Origin of the sequence: Methylomicrobium agile, assembly GCF_000733855.1 — a bacterium.
GTDB lineage: Bacteria > Pseudomonadota > Gammaproteobacteria > Methylococcales > Methylomonadaceae > Methylomicrobium > Methylomicrobium agile.
Window position 1 is genome coordinate 485,814 of record NZ_JPOJ01000001.1, and the last position, 21,145, is coordinate 506,958.

Genomic DNA, 21,145 nt, shown 5'->3' on the forward strand with positions numbered 1-21,145 from the left:
TGCGCTCTCACAAAATCAGTAAATCGACGCGACGATTGATCGCCCTGTGCTCCGGCGTATCGTTCGGGATCAACGGCTCGCTTTCGGCCCGTCCTTCATAGCGGATCTTCCCGCTTTGCGTGGCCAGACTATTCAATATTTCGCTGACCTGCTTGGCTCTCGATTGCGACAAATGCCAGTTGGAAGGAAAGCGCGCCGACACGATCGGTTTGTCGTCGGTGTGCCCGGTCACCAGCACATTGTCCTTGCCGGCAGCAAACTCATCCGCGATCTTTCTCAGCATCGGCCTGAATTCCGGCTTTAACTGGTCACTGCCGGAGGCAAACGAGTTTCGGATCCGAAGCAGCCGGTCGTCGACGACTTCTACCATATTTGCCGCAATTTCATTCGCGAGCAGCCGCTTGAAACGTTCCTTCCGATCCGGATCCGCCGGTTTTACGACCGGCGCCGGAATCGCCGCGTGCGCGATCTCGACCGGCTGTTTGGCCAGCGCGAACAGGTCCTTATAAATCTGGTCGGACCTCGCATTCAATGCCAGAACAAACCCGATGTAAACCAGAAGCAAAAGCACGCCCAATACCGCGCCGACCACCCAGAGCGGCACATACCGGACCAGCGCATTGCGCACGTCCTTCAAGCCCTGCCAGCGCGGCGACAGTTCGCGTTCGCTATCGCCCTTCACGCGCTGAATCAACTGATACAGTTCGGCGCGGTATTTCTCCAGCGCGTTCGCACCGTTCGTCAATATCCGGTACTTGCCTTCGAATCCCAGACTGATAAAAAGATAGGTCAATTCGATCAGCACCAGATTCTGGGCCGGCTGTTTGACCAATGCCGCGACAATATCAAAAAACTTTTCACCGCCCCAGGCTTCGCGATGGAAAGAGATCAATAAACTTTGCTGACCCCACTGGCTTTGCGAACCCCACGGGGTATTCAAAATCGTTTCATCCAGAAAGCTGCACAGCGCATAACTGGCCATACGGGTATGGTCGGCGCTGATCCCGGATTGCAGCAACCGGTTTTCAAACAGAGTCACTTCGTTGCTCATCCGTTGGCGCAGTTCCTCAACCGCCGGATACACCGCGGTTTGCCGCAGCCGCCCGGCCAGCGAGATCAGCGACAGCGCCGCCGCAACGATCGGATTCTGCTTAAACTCGGCAGGGGGTAGTTCCACGGGGGCTGTGGGACGGTAAGATGGTGCCGGAGAAATGGGGGGCACCGGCGGAATATCCGTTACCGTCGGTGCGGCGGCGGGCTTGCGTCCACCCGGCATCGGCCGGATGATCGTACGATCGCCGTCATCGAAGGGTCCTGAAGGATTGCTTGGATTCATACCGTTCAACCTTTTCTAATTGCCCAAAACTCGAGTTCCAATTCCGGAAAACTGCCGCCGACATGAATCGCAAAGCCGCCGGAAGCCGCCATTTTTGCCCATAGCTCGCTTTGCTTGTTCAGCTCGAAATAAGAGTAACCGGCATGGTAAGGAATCTGCCGCGGCGCGACCGGCAAGGCCTGAATCGCAATGCCGGGCAGCGCCGAACGCACCAGCAATTGAATGTCTTCGACCGGGCCAATCTTAGCCTGCGGCGGGAAATGGCTGCGGATCAATTCGGAAGATACCTGAGCCTTCGCGGCAAGCACAAAAATTGCACCCTCCAACAACTGTAATTCCGGGCGTTTTGCGACATAGACGCCAGGCCGGGCTTCGGCCAACGGCAACTGCACCGCATTCTGTTCCAGCACCATGCTCAACAGGCTACGCAGTTCGTCAATCAACGGAATGAAACTGGCTTTCAAGTCGTCGTGCCGGTAATCGGGAAACGCAATCGGCCGTTTGCCGGGGCGATAAAAGGTCGCCAATTCGCCGGCCATTTGCAGGCAAAGCCGGAAAAAATCTTCCGGATGCATCACCGAAGTATTGGCCAGATGCGCCAGCAGCGGTTCGTAGCGGTTGATCAGCTGCAGCAGCATGAAGTCGGCGATTTCTGCCACGCCGCCCTGGCTGCTGCCGGCGACTCGTCCCGCCAACGCTTCGCCGCGCGTATGCAGCAAGCCTTGCAACTCGCCGGCAAAGCTGCCCAACAGGCCCGCAGAGGCGCAGTGCACGGCCGGCGGAATGTACTGTTTGTCGAGAATTACCGTCTTGTCGGCGCGCACTTCGACGACCCTGGCGATACCCAGACAGACATAGCCCGAACGCTCCTGGCTTTCGCACATCAGGCGCGGCTTCAGTGCGCCGATCTGTACGTCGTAGCGTCCGTCGGAGCCGCTGTTATGATCGCGGACCTGGCGTTCGGTCAGGCGGTAACGGGCCATGTTGTCCGGAAAAGCCTCGCTGTCGACTTCGGTAGCATCCGACCGGCGCAGCGGCAAGGCCAAATAGACAATACTGGCCTTTTCATTTTCGGGTACGTCCAGCGGCATCGGCAGATCATCGTCTTGCGGCAGGTTGAAGGGAGTGCCGTCCGGAAAGACGCCCTTGCATTCGCAAAGCCCGACCTTGCCGATCGCGAGGCATCCCTGGTCGAGTTTCAGGCTTGCAAAGCCCCAGGCATAGGCGTGAATGCCCAGCGACAAGCCATGCAGCAGGCTTTCAAAATAGCGGTCATGCTGCTGGAAATGCTGGGGACGAAGGAACATTCCCTCGGACCAGACTACCCTATTGTGTTCAGACATATTGTGGTTTCCCGGCAGAAGTGCGGTAATAAGGCTATTGTTTTGAGGAGCGGCTCAGCAACTGCATTTGCTGCTCATAAGCATCGCCGAAAGCGTCCCCGAAAAAGTCTTCCTGGGCGGAAGCCTTCAGCTTCGGGTATTGATTCGTATAGTGCTCCCAGCATTTGGCTTTTTTCTGAAACTGGATCCCTTCGCCTTGGGCTTTCTCGATCAATTCGGGATCGAAACCGCGCAGAATATCCGCCAGCGCGGCCTGGATGCCGGCGGTCATCGCCATCTGATGATTCATGATGTCCGCAAATCCTTCCCGCACCGCTTCTTTCGGCGTCAAAAAGCCGGGATTCGTCGGCGCCAGAATCAGGCGCAGCGCATCATCGACATTCGGGGTAAATTTCAACGGATTATTGTCGACCGACCGCATCGTGGTCACCGAAACGCGAAACTGGCTTTTCAGCTCCGCGCGGGCGCGCAGTACGCACATCAGTCCTTCGACCATGCTGCGCAGCAGTTCGCCAGAGGTCCGGAACAACTCCGACCATTGTTCCGGTGACAAAAACTGGGAATCGTCAATCCCTGCCCCGGTTAGAAATGCACGAATCAGTTCGCTGTCCGCTGCCGCTCTTTCAGTATTGGAAGGGGCGGTCATGCGCACCCGGGCTTCCTGAGGAGCCACATGGGGCTTCGGTATTGGAGCTACCGCCTCCGGTTCTCTCGCCTCGACACTGTGAATTGCCGTCTCCAAGCTAAAGGGCGCGGCTGGATCAGCTTCGCGTCCGGAACCTGCCTCTGGGAATGGATTTGACGAAAATGGAGACGCAGGTAGCTCGTTCGCCGCTACCAGTTCCTCTTGATCGGTTGCCGCGGTATTAAACGGCGAAGCCGGCAAATCCGCCGTATCAAGGTGCGGCGAAGTGGCAGCCGACATCTTAGCGGATTCCAGCATACTCTCTTCCTCAAAAAAATCGGCTGGCAGTTCGGGGAAATCGGAAAGCAATGAAGGGCTCGAGGCTGACGGCTTAAAAGCGCGGCCGTCCGGCGCAGACGGGGAAGCCGACAAATGATCCAGGGTCGAGAGTAGATCGCCGAAGTCGAGATCATCTTTCACCTCTTCCTTCTTCTGAAGCCGAGGATCCGCTTGGGCTTCCGGTGGGGTAAAGCTTTGATGAAAAACCGAAGCATCGGGCTGTTCGATGAAACTTTGATGTGTTTCGGTTTTTACTGCGACACTGGGTTGAGGGCCAGAAAGTCCGCCCAAGGCGCTGCTATCGGCCAAATCCAGCTGACGGACAGGCTCTACATAAGACTGATAAGGCTGCGAGAATGCCGGCGCCGATTCGATTATCGTCACCACCAGTTCATATTCACCGATGCGCAGTTTTTCGCCATCGGTCAAAGCCGCTCGGGCCTGCTGCAGCTGCTGGCCCTGCTGTTCCAGGTAAGTCCCTCCGGCGCTACAGTCCTGAATGAAATACTGCCCCCTTTCGTATTGAATCTCGGCATGCAGGCGGGAGATGTACTTTTCGGGATCGGGTAACACCATCTGGTTATCCGGCGAACGTCCGATCGAACCGCCCTGCTCTTCAAACCGAACGCTGATTTCTGACGTCAGCGGCGCATCCTTGTAACTGACGGCTTTAATGATCAATGTCATCTTCGCCCCCACCAACGATTGAACGGCAGCACGGACAAATGAGCGGAGAACTGAATTGACAGATAAGGGGAAGCGGACCAGAGCATCGAACCGAGAAAACAGCCAATCATTAAAAACGCCTATGATACAAATATTGCCATATTTTCAACAAGCATCTTCCTTATGGCTTGTTTATGCCCGGTTGGAGCGGCTCAACGCGCACCGTATTGCCTTGCAGTTTGATTTCGGCCGTTTGCGTCTGGTGAGCTGTCACCGGTAGCATGGCGCGCCATTGCGCGTTATCCAGCAGCCTAAAAGCGGCGAAGATTCCTAGCGTTTTGATGTCGGGCTCCAGCTGCAACGAAAGCGACAGATGGTCGTTCGGCTTGATCAGCAGTTCTTGTTTCCTTGCCATTTCAGCGGACAGCGTCGCCTGATCCTTATCGAACAGCGAAAAAAAGTCGGCGGAATTAAAGGCACTGGTCTCCCGCAATTGATAAATCCGGAGCATGACCGGGGCGCCGGCACCGATCGCGTCCGCATTCAGGTTTGCCGCGCTGCTGATCTTTAAATTCACGACGGTCGGCGGCTCCGGCACGGGGGCAGGGGGCGCCGGAGGCGCGCTGCCGCAAGCCTGCAACAATACAAAACTCAAAACCGGTACAAAACGGGATCGTTTCATTTACTCATTTCCACTTTTAACACTTACATTCGAGAGCTTCGTAGATACTCAAGGCGATCCGATTTTTCTAAAGGAGATCAATTGATCATTACGATTCCACCCTTCATGGTTAGTATACCGTCGCCGTTAACGGTGGTCATCGGGCTTTTGAGATCGGTCTTAACCTGTCCTTCTATCGTGATCATGATGCCCTTCAAGGTAATCCCTTTCTGATCGATCGTTATGCTGTTCTGGCCAACCTTCAGTTCGATCGACTGCATGGCCTCTTCTTCGATGCTGCCGAGATCGACCTTTACCGTACGGTTGCCTGTTTTGACCTTCACGCTGTCATTCCCGGTGTCGATGCTGGCAGAGCGATTTCCGGTTTTCACCGTCAGTTCGTGATTGCCGGTATCGACGCTGACCGTCCGGTTGCCCGTTTTTACCGTCAGGCTGTCGTTACCCTGATCCAACGTAACAGTCCGGTGATTGTAGATATCAATGGCTTGATCGCCGGCGTCTTTCTTATCGAAGCCGATCTTTTGCACGTCGTTGTTCTCGACAATCCGTGTGAAGTTTTTTTCGGCATGAATATAAAGCTCTTCTTCGCCTTTTTTGTCTTCGAAACGGATTTCATTGAAATTCTCCGCCCCTGCCCCTTTGCTGCTGCGGGATTTTATCCCGCTTTGGGTTTTGTTCGCCTCAAGTTCGTACGGCGGCATCTGGTCGGCATTATAGACTGCCCCTGTAACGATCGGCCGATCGGGATTGCCTTCCAAAAAATCAACGATCACTTCCTGGCCGACACGCGGAATATGGATCGCGCCCCAGTTTTTACCGGCCCAGATCTGGGCGACGCGCACCCAACAGGAACTGTTTTCATCCTTTTTACCCTCTCGGTCCCAATGAAACTGGACTTTAATCCGTCCGTATTTGTCAGTGTAAATTTCCTCTCCGGATTTACCGACCACGATAGCGGTCTGTACGCCCTGCACGACCGGGATAGGAGTCAGGCGGACCGGCCGGTATTGGTTTTCCGCTTTGGCAGGAAGCACGCGGTAAGCGCACTCGTATTCCTCGGCACAATCGCTGATTCCATCCGATTCGTAACCGTTGTTCTGAATCCGAAGATCCGAGGAAACGATTACGTATTCGCGATTTTGGTCGGCTACCGGAAAATCGACCAGGGTGAATTTCATCCCGGCCGCGAGCTGACGTGCGTTCCCGCGCGCGGAGATTTGTTCGAACTGGCTGCGCAACTCTTCCAGGCGTACTTTAGAGTAGTGTTCGCCCTCGGGCTTCTTTTTATAGCCCCCCGGATAATCGTAAACTTCTTTACTCCCTTCAGAGTGCGCTCCAGGATTGGATGACTTGGAGGTTAAATCAGTGCTCGGCGCCTCAAAATCGAAGTCGTCCAATTCGTAATTTCCCGGCTGTATTTCTTGGCTCAAACTCCATTCGTATATGTGCCCTTCCTTGCGGCGATTTTCGTTGGCTTGGGGAAAATACAAAATATTGGCATTAACCGGAGCGCTTTTTTGTGAGGATACTGAGTCACAGAGCATCAAAGTATGGCTCGTATTGCCATGATCGAAATAGTAATAGATCCCCTCGTCCTCCATCAGGCGGCTGATAAAATCAAAATCGGATTCGCGGTATTGGACGCAATATTCGCGTTTCGAATATTCGTGGGAAAGTTTCAGTTCAACCTCCGAAACTCCGTGCTCTTCGAGGATCAGTTTGACGATCTCCGGCACGGTCTTCAGGGTGGGCATGATTCGGCAATTGCTGCGCCGCGTCAATAACCAGGCCTTGGGCCTGAGCGTAGCCCGGTAATGATAAAATCGGCCCATCATCCCACACCGACTGGCCCGGATCACCATGCCATTGATCGAGCGCTGCCCGGCTTCGTCCAGAAGGTTCAACTTGATGGTCATGCTCTTGCCGAGCAAAGGCTTTAAATTAATATTATTTTTTTCGCTGAGCAGGTCCAGTTCGTATTCGAACAACCGGCTCAGCTGCTCGCTGCCGGATACGCGCCACAGAAATAAATCGTTTTCAGGTAGCGGTGTTGTAACCGAAGCCACACGGCCTGCTTGAGAAATGGGCATAACAATTCCTGATCAATTCGGCTTTAATTTGTCAATGGACTATAACGGCCCCACTAAAACGAGCCATTTGATATTTCCCGGAATTCACTGCGTTATTTGTTGTTATTTATTAGCCGATCAAAACCGTGGGATACCCCAAAACAATCATTCCCCCATGGGCGGTCGAATCTCCCATTCGGGCGGCCGGCATGCCACCGATAAATACGGTGAAAGATCCCAGAACAATCGCATCCGGAGGGCCTACGCAGGTTGCCATGTCGCCGACTCTTGCCGCAGGCAGTTTGCCAATCAGCACCGTCAGTTCTCCCGGCGGCAAAATTGGCCCCCCGACATGCGGTTTAGGACCGTCAAACATCGGACAAACATGCATATCAGAAACACGTGCCGCAGGCTGGCCCATCGTTTATAGCCTCCAAATCAACCTTGCCAGGGACGCCCATTGCCGCCGTTCGCTATGTCGACGCCCTGGGTCAAAAAGAAACGGTATTTTTCCTGGATCGACGCCGGTTGCCCAATCACGGCCGCCAGCATCACCGCACCCGCGACCGCCTTGGCCGTCAAATTATCCGCCGGCGGCACCGCCGGGGCATCTTCAGGTACCATGCTGCCCTCGCTCCAAAACGCCGCCATCGCCGCCCAGGAGGCAGGACTGTCGAAAGCCGTGGCCTGTGCCGCCGCCTCGGCCAGCCTGCGATTGGCCTCCGTCGGCTTGTATACCCATTGTTCCGCCGCTGCAAGTGCTTGGACGGCTACCGGTGGCGCCTCCGGACCCAGCACGCCGCGCGTACAAATACACGCCCACCATGCCGCTTCCCGTTTGGGCAGCACGCGCGCCAGAAAACGTACCGCGTCGGGGTAAGACTCGCGTTCAAACAAAGCATTCAGAAATTCAACCGGCGAGGGGTCACTCGCAAGACACTGCACCGCCGCCGGATCGAGGTCGATGTCCTGACAAAGCGCCGCAGCTTTCGGTGAAACAACTTTCTTCAATACGTCAAAACCGGCCATTTGTTCTTCTTGCCCCTTGTCTTTCGAACTCCCGCAGCGCGCACTGACTCCATGCCGTCGCATGCGATATCGGCAGTAAATGAAAGAGCCGACTTTAACATGAAATCAAGCGGCAAGCTATGACCAGATGGCGTTTCTTTAGACTACTTCCGGACGGTCCTGTCAGTTCCGGCAGAAATAGATTGCCATGATCGTCATACCAGAACCAACGGCTCTTATCGCCCAAAGCATCCTTTCCTATTTTGGCGATCAATTACGGTTTAGATCCATATATCGACGTTGCACCGCTTCGGCATTACCGAGAATTGAATATTGCAAAGGCGGGGCCGTCCGGCATGACACCTTAATCGATTCGTCGCCATGCCCAGCGAACTGAACCTCCGCCGTGTTGATCCATGTCGAAGCCGATCGCATCGTTCAATGCTTTACGGATGATTTCGAACTCCAGCTCCGACAGAACGGCGTATAGCTTTTAGCACTTCGAATTTTACCGTCTTTGTGCATCTGTTACTGACGGTTAAACTGAATCCCAGGATGAACCGATCATATCCCATTCGCTTGGGGACGAAGAGGTGCCTCGTTCTCCTTTCTCAAAAGTCTAATCCGTTCTTCACGGAACGGATTGGACCGCTCCGTCCACCAGCGAAACCCGATATTTGCGTTGTTTTTCGTCTTCGATCAGCAGCGCATCGCCGCCCTGGTTTAACACAAGGCTTTTGAAAAAAACGATCTGCACGTCGGTCTCGCGGTTCGAATCGAGTGCGGTATCGTAAACTTTGGCGAGCCACACGCGTTTACCCGTCGCGACCTCGGTCGCGCTGACGTAGCCCCCCGGCGGTAATCCCTTTGACGAAGGAGCCTTGATTTGTTCGTAGCGTATGCCCTGGTGCACGACCGGCGCAACCTCGGGGGCGCGAATCCGGCTGGATGAACGTATAGGGCGGCCGTCTGAAGCATCGGTCATGATGAGTACCTCGTGAGATTCTGTTGAAAAAACGGAAGGAGCGAAAGGTGCCGGCTGGTTGGCGGAAACGCCGGCCTCTCCTGGCAGGCTCCGGCACATGAACAGCGCGGCGAGCATGAAACTAACAATCCGCATGAACGCCTCCTTTACGGCGTTTTCAATGCCGTCTTGCGTTCGCTATCGGACAGTGCATTCGCACAATCGGCGGCGAAGTAAGCCCAGTTTTCGGCATTCGTAATCGCCTTGTTGCCATTGAATTTCGGGTCCATCGGATTGATGCCCTGCCAACCGTAAGAATTGTCGCGCGGGTAGTCTTTCGTATCCAACTCGCTGTGCGTCAGCTCATGGATGATGATGCGCGCCCAATTATTGCGCCCGGACAACACGTTCGCGCCACGGGCAAAAAATCCCTTTTCGATGTAAACGACTTTCAAACTGTCCTTCCAACCGCCGCTCCAGACGAAAGCTTCAGTGTTAGTTTCGTCCGCGGTGCCGCGATCCGGCGGGTTATCGGTAAAGATCAAACGGTTGCCGTTAAGCACCCCCTGAACTTTTTTGAAGCCCGCAGTCAGCTCGCTGACAATCGACGTCAAATCGGTGTCGGACGTGCCCTTGGTTTTGAACCAGCGTTTGACCAGTGTCATTGATTCGCCTTTGTCCTTGCCGGCATTCGCGAGAACTATCAATGTTTTTTGCACCCACGCCAGCGCAAACTGAGCGCCTTCGTGCATGTGTTTCTTTTGCGACGAACTGAAATATTCGCGAACTTTGCCTAGGTTGTCTTTTAACCGCGTTTCGTCGCTGGCCAACGGTTTCAGCTCAAGGCTTGGCCAATCGGTATACCCTTTCGGCACTGAAATCACCCAGAGGCTTTTGGCGCCGGTTTTCGAAATGAAGTAACTGTGGCGCAGCAGTTTCAGCGCGCTCGCGCGCTGTACCAGAACGGCATTACCGCTGAATTTTTTCGCGGTATCGTAGGCGCCGGCCATTCCGAGAATTTTCGCGGCTTCTCCGGAACTGGTTCCGAGCACCACACGGCTCAGCGAGAAGGTCATGATCTCTTTTCTGAGCAGCTCGAGCGCATCCGAACTGGCGTCATCGAAGCCATCGGAAGCGAGCAATTTTTTCAGCTTTTTGATCAGATCATCAACTGACTTGTCGGCAGGAAAAGCGCCGTTGCAAATGCTGTCGCGCGCCGCTTCATATTCTTTGGAAAAACTGTGTGACATATCGGCATCCAAGGCTATCGCATAAATCGTTTACCGTATGAAAACCAGCAAACCCCGTTGTGCGCTTTATTAGTATAAATATATTTCAGTATAAATATTCTTCATAAAGAAATAAAGGGCTTCCAAGAATTAACTTTCGGCATCCACGGCCGGATGTTCCATTTTGGCGTTCGCCCTGTGATCGTGGAAGAGAGCCAAGCCAGATGACTGATCTATCGTTGTATTCTCTCAGCACTGTTAGCGCATTTTTGATTCGGGTGCATAATCTATTCGGTAGGGGTAAACCTTAACATTTTCAACCAAATGATCACCTGAACCGCTAAACACCCTCGCGACTGCTTCATCATCCACTTGGATGGAAAGATCGGGTCCAGCGACAAGGTAAAAATTTGTCTCTTGACCACGAGGCAATAATTGTCGGCTCGAGCCGGTATCGAACCCTGGCTGATTGCGTGTTCCGATTTTGCGGAAATGGGCTATGCTAATCTCCGAAAATAAATTTTATTCATCGCCATCAAACGCATCATTTAAATACCACACCAATCCATAGAAAAAATGCCATTCGCGACATGTCGATGAAAGGTGGAATACGGTCAATCGGCCACACGCTTGACGTTTCCGCATTTCAAGTGATTCACGTATCTTGGAAATTAGCATTGGGTCAAATAATAGCTTCCGCCTACGCTGCGCTTGTAGGGCTCACGAACGCTGACAAAGCCCCAATATTGAAAACGAGGTAAGTCAGTTTGCCCACCCTACCGGGCTCGCGAGAGTTGAGTTCTGAAACGCCCCTGTTACTCCTGCCGCACTGAGCGATTGGTGATATCAACGATGAATTTTCGCCCCTTCTCATCAACAATTTTTAGTTTTTTGCTAAAAAAGGGTTTTGACATGGATTTAATAAAGATATCTTGAACATCTTTCTCCATGCCTGGATCATAGGTCACATCATAAATCTTTAATACCCACAGCTCTTTCCCGCTAGCCATCTCAATGGCCGAGATATAACCTCCGTTCTGTCATAAACCTCAATCTTTTCCCCAATGAATGACTTCATATCTAATACCCTCTATAATAATGGGCGATACATTAGCCGGTGGAATCCTATCTGCTTGCATCATCACATTAACCTCTTTTGAATTTTTAGGCGCCATTTTGGCATCTTGTCCTGCATACGCATAGTTCATATGCACACAGATAATTATAAGGGCTGTCAATTTTAAAAAGACAGTTTGTCTCATCATAAATGAAGACATAAGAAAAAGCCTCCATCCGAGCATATCATTTAAGAAAGCTATTCCTATCGGACTCGGGCATATAGCCCGCCAAATCTACGGCAAAACAGGCCCAACTATCCGCATTGGTGATCGTTTTTGTATAAGGCAAATTCGACTTATTGGGCTTCAACCCTTGATGCCTGTATCGATGATCCTCGGTACGAATCTCATGATGTGAGAACTCATGGATAATGGTTCTCGCACAGGTCCACAAATTCCCGCTTCTGTTCGCCAGGTCGGTAAAAGCGCCTTCAATATAAATAATCGGCCCCCGCCTGGAATCGCTCCCCCCATCAGCGTGTTTCTACGGTCTCGCCAATCGGGATAATCCGTAAAAACCAAGGTATTTGAATTACAGCAAACCGCGATTCTCTTGAATCCATCAGACAATTTAGCAATCGCCTCGTTAATTTCGGTGTCGCCGCAATCCTCATCCATAAACCAGCGTTTTACAAAACTTTTGGTCGTTTCGTTGTTATCTGCAAGCTTTATCTTGGTATCCTCGGATATCTTGAGCGCCAACGCAAGCGCCGAACACATGCTGTTCTTGTCAGTCTCGGAGAAAAGCTCCGCCTCCTTGTTCAACTTGGCTATCACGGTTTCTTTATTGCCGGTGATCTCGTCGAAAATCCAACCCGCATGCTCACTCGGCGGCGAGTAAATCCAAACGTCTTGTGCCCCGCGTTTTTTAGCTCGGTATAAATGCTTGACGAATTTCAACGTCGCGGCGCGGTCATTCACTGCCGTCGGGCTGGCGGTATTGTTTGCCGCCTCGTAAATCACGTCACCGCTCGTTTTTCCCGCGCCGAAAAAACGAACGATTGCATAAGACGTTTGCGAGTAAATTTTATCTCTTACCTTATCGGGAGTTTTAAAGTGGGCAGAACTAAAGCCATCAGGCCCGAACAGACTCGCTATTTGTGCCTCGTCCTTCAAAAACTTCTGCCAATCAGGAGATGAAAACTCTTTGGTGTCGACTATATTCTTTTGCTTTTTTATAGGCTTCGGTAAATATTTTCATCTTTCATACCTAATCGAATTGTTCAAATGAATATCGTATGCCTGGTTAGACGGGTATTTCTCGAACCGGTTTCCTTCCCCCCGCCTCCTAAAGCGCCGCGCTTGATGCGCATGCGTTGTTGGCTTGGCAAAACTCGAAAAACCGTTCGTCGTTCCATTGCATCGACAACGGCCAATGCAACACGAACGTACTTAACGTGGCGTTTTCGTTCGCAATACCGTTTACATCATTCAAATCCATTACCCACATCTACACATCCACCGATCGTTCGCACCGCCTACTTGGCATCATCCACCTGTAAAACTCGCCGCCGATTCCCGGCAAAGTAGGTCGAGCGGCGTTTCATCGCTCGACACTTCAATCGAAGCCAATGCTGGAAACTGTATCGGTCGATTATTTTTCTTCCGTGACGTCCCGTGTCCTCAGGTCGAGCAAGTAGATTTTATGCGCTTCGTTTTCGATGCGTAACTGACTTTTATCCGGGCTGGCAGTCATGTCGGTGATATGGACCTCCTGCACATCCTTCTCTTCGTTGGGGTCGTAGACCGTTCGATAGACAACCAGGGTCCATAATTCTTCGTTTTTGGTCATATCGATGGCGGCGATGACACCGCCATTCTGATCGAAGCCGCGTGACTTCGCACCGCGCACGACTTCGTAGCGGATGTGATCGATCTCTACTGGATCAACAGGCTTCGGTGCCTTTCGTTTGGCTTTTTCTTCCATAGGGACTACCTCTTTGGGCTGTGTTTGGGGAATAGGATCATTGGCGCAGGCGGACAAAGCCATTGACAACATACCAACGCCGCAGCAAATGCGAATAAAATCGACCGCGTTCATTTCAAAACGTTTTTAACGGTGGCCTCGGACAGGACGCCAACTAAATCTGCGCCAAAATACGCCCAACTGTCGGCATTTTTGATTGCATTTGCCGGACTGATACCGCTGCCCGGTTTGAGACCGTCATAGTCGTATCTTATGTCGTCGGTATGGACTTTTTTATGCGACAACTCATGCACCACCGTCAACGCACACAGCCATAGTTTCGGGATGTTACCGAAAAAGGTACGCTTTCCTGCGTCCAGGAAAGCCTGAAAAATGTAGATGACCGGCAGAGTGTCGTCCGCGCGGACCGACGCAAAAGTCGTATCGTTCCAGTCCTTATCGGCCCGCTTATGAGGCCTGTCTGAAAAAATAACGGTCGTGGAGTTGCAGACCGCTTCGATTTTTTTATAGCCGTCCAGCAAAACGGCCGCGGTGGCTTTGACTTCCTGTTCAGTTGCACTGTCGGTATGAAACCAACGCTTGACGACAGCCAGTGTGCTTGCGTCTGCGGTGCCCAGTTTGATCACGATATCCATAGACCATTTGCGCGCCAGTTGCAATGCATCGGACATCATTTTGCGACGAGAAGCGCCGAAGGTTTCCTCCTCTTCCGCCAACATCGTTTCGACGTTTTTTAGCTGCTTTCCATCGAACTGGTCAAACGCCCATTGGGTGTAAGTCTTGGGATGGTCAACCACCCAAATGCTTTGGTTACCTTTTTTGGCTACAAAATACACATGCTTAAACGTTTTAAGCGTGGCCGCCCGGTTCTGGAAACCCGTCGTGCTGGACTTGGCGGCTTTCAAAATTTCACCCGCATGGGCGCTGCCGGGATTGAAGAGATCGAAAATACCCGCCGCGCTTTCGATTTTTTTCCGGGCTTTGCTCAAAGCCTCGCTCTTTGCCGCGTTTGGGCCGGTATCGACACATAACGCTTTCAGCTCCGCCTCGATATCGGACCAACTGCTATCGAGGGACTTGGTTTTCAAGATATCGATTATCTTGGTGTATACCTCGGTAAAGATATCCATAACGCCTCCGATTTTAAATGGTTTAAAAAAGTGAATATTTTCCAGCAAAATCGATAATAATGCGATTCAACTCCATGATCCATACTCATGCGCGTTTCGTCATCCGTACCACGCCTGAAGCGCCCAACGCGCCTTATGCAGTTTTTCGCGAAGTTGAGACGCGGTAGCCCACTCCACATCGACGGTTCCGACTTCAAATTGATTGTAAGGGTTGTAAATCTTGAATTTTTTCATTTTGGCCTCGAAGCCCACTATCAGCAAGGCATGCCCCGAAGAACCGTAATCCCAGGTAAAAAACAAGGGACCGTAGCCTTTCAACACATAAACGAGCTGTTCGTCGTCCCACGCTTTGACCAAACGACCTTCCCAACCGCACATTCTCAGCGCGGAACCTGCAACCGGCCATTCTTCAATATAGATGCCACGCTTGCATAATTCCTTGTAATCCAAACCGGCAGCAGTCAATTTACCGGGAATCGTCGATTCGTCCTTGCCGGCCATTTGTAAATCATACGGTAACACGAAAGCCAACACGTTGCCGTATTGTACTGACCGTAGCCTTCTTTCTTCAGTTTACCCTCGTGGTTGACATCGATTAGCATGCTTGCCCTCTTATTTACAGTCGTTTATATCTACAAAAAAAGCCATCGGATGAACGATAGCGAAGCGCATCGATCGCGAACGATGCGCCTCCTTACGTCGGCACATTCTGTGGCGCGGCTTATGGTCTTACAAATAGCCGAGTAGATCGGGCAGCGCTTTTCTGCCCGACATTTCAGAGCCCGGAAGCATTGAAACATCGGGCTACCCAGCTGAGTTATACTAAAAGTGCGGGTACTTTTAAGAATTTGTTGGTCGAGATTGGCGCGATGGATCCGGTGACTCTCGTTATTGATTCTGAGGTGATGGATAATTTCTTTCATATCGATCGGCATGCAAATTGGTGGACGATGCAAGACGATCTGATCAAGACACTGGCTGCGAAATATCCTCAATTTCGAGACCACATTCAAACCAAAATTAAGCATTTGGCAGGGAGAGAATATGATTGAGTCTATTTTTGATGCTCCGCATCATGCTACCCAAGAAGAGTTTTTCATTTTGTTTCGTGATGCGTTTTCATCACGGCAAGATTATGAACAGCATAGTTCGCGGCATCATGATAATAGACTGCTTCATTTATGGGAGCTTTATCAGTTGCGAAGCGACAAGGCCGGTATGGCGGCCCAAGAAGCGCGTTTAGACGATCCTCATTATCTTGATGAGATCAAATATCGTGATACGTTTGTGGATATAAAAACACTCGGAATTTTGGATCAAACAAGCTGATTTTTTTATTTTCGCTCTGCGGAAATTATTTTTATTTTTTGTTCCGTTTTATCCCTCTTCATTTCGTTTCATTTCCATTTATCTCGCTTTTCCCCTTTCATTTATCTAATTTCTATTCACTTAGCTGTTGATTTAGGGCTACCGCCGTGTGTAGGCAATGCCGTTAAGGAAACTCTGATTAAGTAGCTTTTATCGCTAGAACCGGTCAATCGGCGTGGGCGGCTGGCCGAAAAATCGTCCGATTTTCGACGAGAAGCGGCCTATGAGAGGCCGTTTTCGTCCTTCGCCCCCGGGGTTTCCAGGACGCAGGACGGACGTCTCCTCTAGGCCGGCATCAACGCCTGCCGGATGTGGTAAAGATTACCGAGGGCAAACAGCAAGTAGAGTTGCTGCGCGTTCTTGAAAAGTCCCCGGTAGCGCACTTTGGTATAACCGAATTGGCGCTTGACGATCCGGAACGGGTGTTCGACCGCGGACCGCAGCGAAGCCAACATGCGGTTGCAAAGGGCTTGCTCCGCCGGCAACTCTTCGCCCTTCCGGCGCTTGAACGGAAAAGCCCAGACTGGCTCGCCTTCCTGACGTTCCGCCGCCAGATTGCGATCCTTGCGCGTATAGGCCCGGTCGCCCAGCACGACCTGTTCATCGCCGTGCAGCAACGCATCGGTCATCACCCCGTCCGCCACTTTCGCAGTAGTGATCTCGACGGTGTGCACCAGCCCCGATGCGGCATCGACCCCAATGTGCGCTTTCATGCCAAAGTGATAGTTGTTGCCTTTCTTGGTGGAACTCATCTCGCCATCCCGTTTGCGATCGCGGTTCTTGGTCGAGGGCGGGGCGGCAATCAAGGTGGCATCCACGATCGTCCCTTGCCGCAGCAACAAGCCTTTGTCGGCTAACAATGCCGCCGTTTCATCGAACAGCGTTTGTGCCAACTGATGGCGTTCCAACAGGCGCCGAAACTTGAGGATCGTCGTCTCATCCGGCATCGCCTCTTCACCGGCATCGAGCCCGGCAAATTCGCGCAACAAGGGCATGTCGTGCAAGGCCTCCTCCATCGCCGGATCAGAATAGCCGAACCACTGCTGCATCAGGTGGATACGCAACATCGTCGCCAAAGCAAAGGGACGCCGGCCTCGGCCCGCCATCGGATAGTGCGGCGCAATCCGACGCGTCCACAACGCCCACGGTACCACCTGTTCCATCTCCTGGAGGAATTGTTGGCGTCGGGTCTGCTTCGGCTTCTTCACGAACAGCGGGGCACTGAGTCCGAGTTGTTTCATCTGCGGCGTCCTCTCGATAAGGGTGGCTGCGGATATTTTATCGCAGCAACAGAACTTATTCAGAGTTTCCTTAAGTTAATGAGCTGTAGGCCGGGCATGTTTTTGACGCCAGCGGTCTCCATCCAGCTTCAAAATTGCGGTCATCTTATCAGCCTTCCTGATCGTCGGACGGCGATAAAACTGTCGCCGTCATTCGGTTTTTTGCTCGCGTTTTCAGCGCTTAATGGTCGCCGTTCGCGTCAAGCGTAGCCCAAGTCTGCACTTGCTTGGCGTGAATCGACAGGGCCGCATAAGCAAAGCTGTCAGCGTTACGCACCGACTCATCCGGCGTCATCGTGGCGTAGCCGCCTTCATGACCGTAAAAGACGTCGTCGGTATGCCAGTATGAATGGGTCGCTTCGTGGATAATCAGACGCGCCAGCCCGCGACTGGAATATTGCTTCGCCAGATCGAACGCCACGTGCACCGGCCCGGCAAGCTCAAGGAAGAGCGCTTTCCGGGTGCTCACGTAGCCTTCGATGTAAGGCATGTCAATCACGTCTTGCGCGCTGAGCGGAGAGCCACCCATAGTTTTGCGGTTGCCTCCGTCTATGTCGAGCAGATACATGCCCGTGTTGATGTGAAATGAAGTCGACAACATGCACGCCCTGATCTTGTTCAGGTAGCGCAGCCGCTGAAACTTGGTTTCACCCGGCTGTCCCAAATGGAAGTGTTCGGTTACGATATCCGTCAAATAGGTTTCAGGACGCTGAAAGAACACCACGCGATCCATCTTCCAGACGGTGGCGCGCATGATCTCGGCCGATAACTTCACGGCCTCCACCAGCTTCTTCTTGGTAGCTTTGTCGGGCTTATTCTGGTCGCTGTATTTGATCAACAGACAAGGGTGAACCAGTTCCTTCTTGTTCAGATGCTTCTTGGCCATTCGATGACTCCTCTGTGCGTTTCGGTTATGTATGATGTGGTTTCGGGAAGCGCCGATGCAAAACCGGCAGGTTCGGTTCTTACCATTCCAAAACTCGAACCCACCCTTGATTATTCGTCAGCTCTTGGTGCGAATCCATTCGATTAAGAATCGTTTTCTCTATGGCATACCCGAAAAAATCGGGCAGCCCTTTTTTTCGAGCAGGCGCATTCTCGAAGGTATTTTTGTAGGTTTTCTTTGCAACTCTGCATCTGTCTGCATCTCCTCGTCACCATCATTTTTCCTTAAACAAACCAAAGAAACACCTGGTTCCGGCATAGATAGCTCCCGGATTCGTTATCGAACGGAAAAAACGGGCGATGAAGCGAGTTGCTTATTCAAACCCATACCCAAAATCCCCATCCGCGACGCTTACATGTACCCGATCGATCGGCTTGCCTTCCATCATCCGGGTTAAAAACTCTTCGCTGATCCGGGGCAGCACCGTGTTGGTCAGGATGGCATCGATCATACGTCCGCCGCTTTCGAGTTCGGTGCAGCGGCTCGCGATCAGCTTGATCACTTCGTCGTCATACGTGAACGGCACTTTGTGGCTTTCGGCGATGCGTTTCTTGATGCGGCCGAGTTGCAGGCGGGCGATCGCGCCGATCATTTCGTCGCTGAGCGGATAATACGGAATCACGACCAGACGGCCGAGCAAGGCGGGCGGGAACACTTTCAAAAGCGGCTCTCGGAGCGCTTTCGAGATGCCTTCCGGGTCCGGCATCAGTTCCGGGTCGCTGCACAGCCCCGCGATCAGGTCGGTGCCGGCGTTCGTGGTCAATAGAATCAGCGTGTTCTTGAAGTCGATCACCCGGCCTTCGCCGTCTTCCATCCAGCCTTTGTCGAACACCTGGAAGAAAATTTCGTGTACGTCGGGATGCGCTTTTTCGACTTCGTCAAGCAACACTACGCTGTACGGGCGACGGCGCACCGCTTCGGTCAACACGCCGCCCTCGCCGTAACCGACATAACCAGGCGGCGCACCTTTCAAGGTCGAGACAGTATGCGCCTCTTGATATTCGCTCATGTTGATCGTGATCACGTTTTGCTCGCCGCCGTACAACACTTCGGCCAAGGCCAACGCGGTTTCGGTCTTGCCGACGCCGGAAGTGCCGGCCAGCATGAATACGCCGATCGGCTTGTTCGGGTTGTCGAGCCCCGCGCGCGAGGTTTGAATGCGCCGGGCGATCATTTCGAGCGCGTGACGCTGGCCGACGATGCGCTGTTCGAGCAAGCCGGGCAATTTCAGCACCGTTTCGATTTCGTTTTTGACCATGCGCCCGACCGGAATGCCGGTCCAGTCTTGCACGACCGCGCCGACCGCGTGCTGATCGACGGTCGGCAGAATCAACGGATTTTCACCCTGCTGTTCGTGCAGTTTTTCCTGCAAATCTTTCAGTTCCGCCAATAACGCTTCGCGGTCGTTTGCCTCTTCGGCCGGCGCTACGCCGGTTTTGTCGACTTCGTGTCCAGCCGCGCGCAGTTTCGCGCGTAAATCGAGAATTTTGCCGACCAATTCTTTTTCGGCTTGCCAGCGCGTGTCGAGCTCGGCAAGGCGGGTTTTTTCGGCTTCGAGTTTTTCGTTGGCCGCCTGTTCACGCCCGGCGACCTCGATGCCGACCGCTTTTTCGCGGCCGATGATGCCGAGCTCGGTATTCAGCGCATCGATCCGCTTCCGGCAATCGTCGACCTCGGCCGGCACCGCGTGCTGGCTGATGCCGACCCGCGCGCAAGCGGTATCGAGCAGGCTGACCGCTTTGTCCGGCAATTGCCGAGCAGGAATATAGCGGTGCGAGAGCTTGACCGCCGCTTCGAGCGCCTCGTCGAGCACCAGGACCTGATGGTGTTTTTCCTGCACCGAGACGACGCCGCGCATCATGCGGATCGCTTTTTCCTCGCTCGGTTCGTGCACTTGCACGACTTGAAAACGGCGGGTCAACGCCGGGTCTTTTTCGATGTGTTTCTTGTATTCGGCCCAGGTCGTCGCCGCGACCGTGCGCAACGCGCCGCGCGCCAAGGCCGGCTTCAACAGGTTCGCCGCATCGCCGGTGCCGGCCGCGCCGCCCGCGCCGACCAAGGTGTGCGCTTCGTCGATAAACAGAATGATCGGCTTCGGCGACGACTGTACTTCTTCGATCACTTGACGCAGACGGTTCTCGAACTCGCCTTTCATGCTCGCGCCGGCTTGCAGCAAGCCGACATCCAACGTTCTGAGCGTCACGTCTTTCAACGACGGCGGCACGTCGCCGGCAACGATTTTGAGCGCGAAGCCTTCGACGACCGCCGTTTTGCCGACCCCGGCCTCGCCGGTCAAAATCGGGTTGTTTTGCCGGCGGCGCATCAAAATGTCGATCACCTGGCGGATTTCTTCGTCGCGGCCGACGATCGGGTCGATCTTGCCGAGCCGCGCCTGTTCGGTCAAATCGACGGTAAATTGCTTCAACGCTTCCTGTTTGCCCATCGCGGCCGGCGCGATCGCGCCGCTCGCCTCGCCGGGCGCCGCCCCGGCTTGAAAACCGTCGCTCGCGGCCAAGCCGTCTTCGGGCGAACCGGCCACGATGTTGGACAATTCATCGCTGAACGCGTCGGGCTTGATTTTTTCAAACTCGCGGGAAATGCCGACCAATTGGTTGCGCAGGGTGGGGGTTTTCAAGATGCCGACCAACAGGTGGCCGCCGCGCACCTGGCTTTCGCCAAACATCAACGTACCGTACACCCAGCCGCGTTCGATCGAATCGGCGATGTGCGGCGAAAAATCGGAGATCGCGGTCGATCCGCGCGGCAGCCGGTCGAGCGCATTGGTCACGTCGCGCGCCAGCACCGAGGCGTCGAGGCTGTAATGTTTGAGCACGCGGTGCAAATCGGAATCGGGCAACTGCAAGAGCTGGCTCAGCCAATGCACCAGCTCGACGTAGGGGTTGCCTCTGAGTTTGCAGAACACGGTCGCGCCTTCGACGGCCTTGTAGCAAACCCGGTTTAACTTTCCAAATAATTTGACTCGGCTTATTTCTGCCATGACTCGTTCCTGCTGATCGATTGTTGTTATAGTGTGTGCCGTCCAGCTTTAAAACGCGGGTCTCGACACCGGTGCTTTACACGCCTCCTCCAGAGAGAAGGTGTTTGGCGATTTTGC

The 21,145-nt window shown here is 53.2% G+C and carries 22 protein-coding genes; 2 read left to right on the forward strand and 20 right to left on the reverse strand.

Features of this window, described 5'->3' with window-relative positions; translation table 11 throughout:
• Positions 1-7: 7 nt before the first annotated feature.
• From icmH to CC94_RS0102350, 16 genes are all read right to left on the reverse strand, one after another.
• The gene (gene icmH, locus CC94_RS0102280) at positions 8-1,177 is read right to left on the reverse strand and encodes a type IVB secretion system protein IcmH/DotU (RefSeq protein WP_245619690.1); all 1,170 of its coding nucleotides are present in this window, start codon (positions 1,175-1,177) and stop codon (positions 8-10) included.
• A gap of 164 nt (positions 1,178-1,341) precedes the next feature.
• Positions 1,342-2,679, reverse strand: coding sequence for a type VI secretion system baseplate subunit TssK (tssK, locus tag CC94_RS0102285; protein WP_005373573.1), 1,338 nt, complete (start codon positions 2,677-2,679; stop codon positions 1,342-1,344).
• 34 nt (positions 2,680-2,713) lie between these two features.
• On the reverse strand, positions 2,714-4,330 hold the full coding sequence (gene tagH, locus CC94_RS0102290; RefSeq protein ID WP_005373575.1) for a type VI secretion system-associated FHA domain protein TagH: 1,617 nt from the start codon (positions 4,328-4,330) through the stop codon (positions 2,714-2,716).
• 160 nt (positions 4,331-4,490) lie between these two features.
• On the reverse strand, positions 4,491-4,991 hold the full coding sequence (gene tssJ, locus CC94_RS0102295) for a type VI secretion system lipoprotein TssJ (RefSeq protein ID WP_005373577.1): 501 nt from the start codon (positions 4,989-4,991) through the stop codon (positions 4,491-4,493).
• 77 nt (positions 4,992-5,068) lie between these two features.
• Complete coding sequence (locus CC94_RS0102300; protein WP_005373578.1) at positions 5,069-7,081, reverse strand: type VI secretion system Vgr family protein; 2,013 nt, start codon at positions 7,079-7,081, stop codon at positions 5,069-5,071.
• A 109-nt stretch (positions 7,082-7,190) separates the two neighbouring features.
• Entirely contained in the window at positions 7,191-7,481 is a 291-nt protein-coding gene (locus tag CC94_RS0102305) for a PAAR domain-containing protein (RefSeq protein WP_005373580.1), read from the reverse strand.
• A 17-nt stretch (positions 7,482-7,498) separates the two neighbouring features.
• Complete coding sequence (locus CC94_RS0102310; protein ID WP_005373582.1) at positions 7,499-8,152, reverse strand: DUF6931 family protein; 654 nt, start codon at positions 8,150-8,152, stop codon at positions 7,499-7,501.
• A gap of 547 nt (positions 8,153-8,699) precedes the next feature.
• Positions 8,700-9,053 carry a hypothetical protein gene (locus CC94_RS22130; protein WP_157203356.1) on the reverse strand — a complete coding sequence of 118 codons (354 nt, stop codon included), beginning with the start codon at positions 9,051-9,053 and terminating at the stop codon, positions 8,700-8,702.
• A gap of 146 nt (positions 9,054-9,199) precedes the next feature.
• Complete coding sequence (locus tag CC94_RS0102320) at positions 9,200-10,282, reverse strand: M35 family metalloendopeptidase (RefSeq protein WP_005373586.1); 1,083 nt, start codon at positions 10,280-10,282, stop codon at positions 9,200-9,202.
• Between the two features lie 794 nt (positions 10,283-11,076).
• A complete protein-coding gene (locus CC94_RS24490; RefSeq protein WP_245549391.1) occupies positions 11,077-11,271 on the reverse strand; it encodes a hypothetical protein in 195 nt (64 codons plus the stop codon).
• Between the two features lie 39 nt (positions 11,272-11,310).
• Positions 11,311-11,526, reverse strand: a complete 216-nt coding sequence (locus tag CC94_RS24495) for a hypothetical protein (protein ID WP_245549392.1) — start codon at positions 11,524-11,526, stop codon at positions 11,311-11,313.
• A 37-nt stretch (positions 11,527-11,563) separates the two neighbouring features.
• A complete protein-coding gene (locus CC94_RS24500; RefSeq protein WP_245549393.1) occupies positions 11,564-11,773 on the reverse strand; it encodes a M35 family metallo-endopeptidase in 210 nt (69 codons plus the stop codon).
• The gene (locus CC94_RS21135; RefSeq protein ID WP_051911352.1) at positions 11,686-12,495 is read right to left on the reverse strand and encodes a M35 family metalloendopeptidase; all 810 of its coding nucleotides are present in this window, start codon (positions 12,493-12,495) and stop codon (positions 11,686-11,688) included. Before CC94_RS21135 ends, CC94_RS24500 begins: the two co-directional genes overlap by 88 nt.
• A gap of 478 nt (positions 12,496-12,973) precedes the next feature.
• Positions 12,974-13,420 (reverse strand): hypothetical protein, encoded by a 447-nt coding sequence (locus tag CC94_RS0102340; protein WP_157203357.1) that lies wholly within the window; start codon positions 13,418-13,420, stop codon positions 12,974-12,976.
• Positions 13,417-14,484 (reverse strand): M35 family metalloendopeptidase, encoded by a 1,068-nt coding sequence (locus CC94_RS0102345; protein WP_157203358.1) that lies wholly within the window; start codon positions 14,482-14,484, stop codon positions 13,417-13,419. The genes CC94_RS0102340 and CC94_RS0102345 overlap by 4 nt, the downstream gene beginning before the upstream one ends.
• 51 nt (positions 14,485-14,535) lie before the next feature.
• The gene (locus tag CC94_RS0102350) at positions 14,536-14,958 is read right to left on the reverse strand and encodes a papain-like cysteine protease family protein (protein WP_245549540.1); all 423 of its coding nucleotides are present in this window, start codon (positions 14,956-14,958) and stop codon (positions 14,536-14,538) included.
• Between the two features lie 347 nt (positions 14,959-15,305).
• Between CC94_RS0102350 and CC94_RS0102355 the strand changes: the two genes are divergently transcribed.
• Positions 15,306-15,488: a hypothetical protein gene (locus CC94_RS0102355; RefSeq protein ID WP_169740940.1), complete on the forward strand. Its 183-nt coding sequence runs from the start codon at positions 15,306-15,308 to the stop codon at positions 15,486-15,488.
• Positions 15,481-15,765: a hypothetical protein gene (locus tag CC94_RS0102360; protein ID WP_005373601.1), complete on the forward strand. Its 285-nt coding sequence runs from the start codon at positions 15,481-15,483 to the stop codon at positions 15,763-15,765. Before CC94_RS0102355 ends, CC94_RS0102360 begins: the two co-directional genes overlap by 8 nt.
• A gap of 323 nt (positions 15,766-16,088) precedes the next feature.
• Here the strand turns inward: CC94_RS0102360 and CC94_RS0102365 are convergent, their stop codons facing one another.
• The 4 genes from CC94_RS0102365 to tssH all read right to left on the reverse strand — a co-directional run bounded on the left by CC94_RS0102365 (position 16,089) and on the right by tssH (position 21,028).
• Entirely contained in the window at positions 16,089-17,045 is a 957-nt protein-coding gene (locus CC94_RS0102365; RefSeq protein ID WP_031429660.1) for an IS5 family transposase, read from the reverse strand.
• 220 nt (positions 17,046-17,265) lie between these two features.
• Positions 17,266-17,970, reverse strand: coding sequence for a M35 family metallo-endopeptidase (locus CC94_RS0102370; RefSeq protein ID WP_005373602.1), 705 nt, complete (start codon positions 17,968-17,970; stop codon positions 17,266-17,268).
• Positions 17,971-18,129: 159 nt separating this feature from the next.
• Positions 18,130-18,288 carry a hypothetical protein gene (locus CC94_RS23535; protein WP_157203359.1) on the reverse strand — a complete coding sequence of 53 codons (159 nt, stop codon included), beginning with the start codon at positions 18,286-18,288 and terminating at the stop codon, positions 18,130-18,132.
• 55 nt (positions 18,289-18,343) lie between these two features.
• Positions 18,344-21,028, reverse strand: a complete 2,685-nt coding sequence (gene tssH, locus CC94_RS0102375; RefSeq protein ID WP_031429662.1) for a type VI secretion system ATPase TssH — start codon at positions 21,026-21,028, stop codon at positions 18,344-18,346.
• Positions 21,029-21,145: the final 117 nt, after the last annotated feature.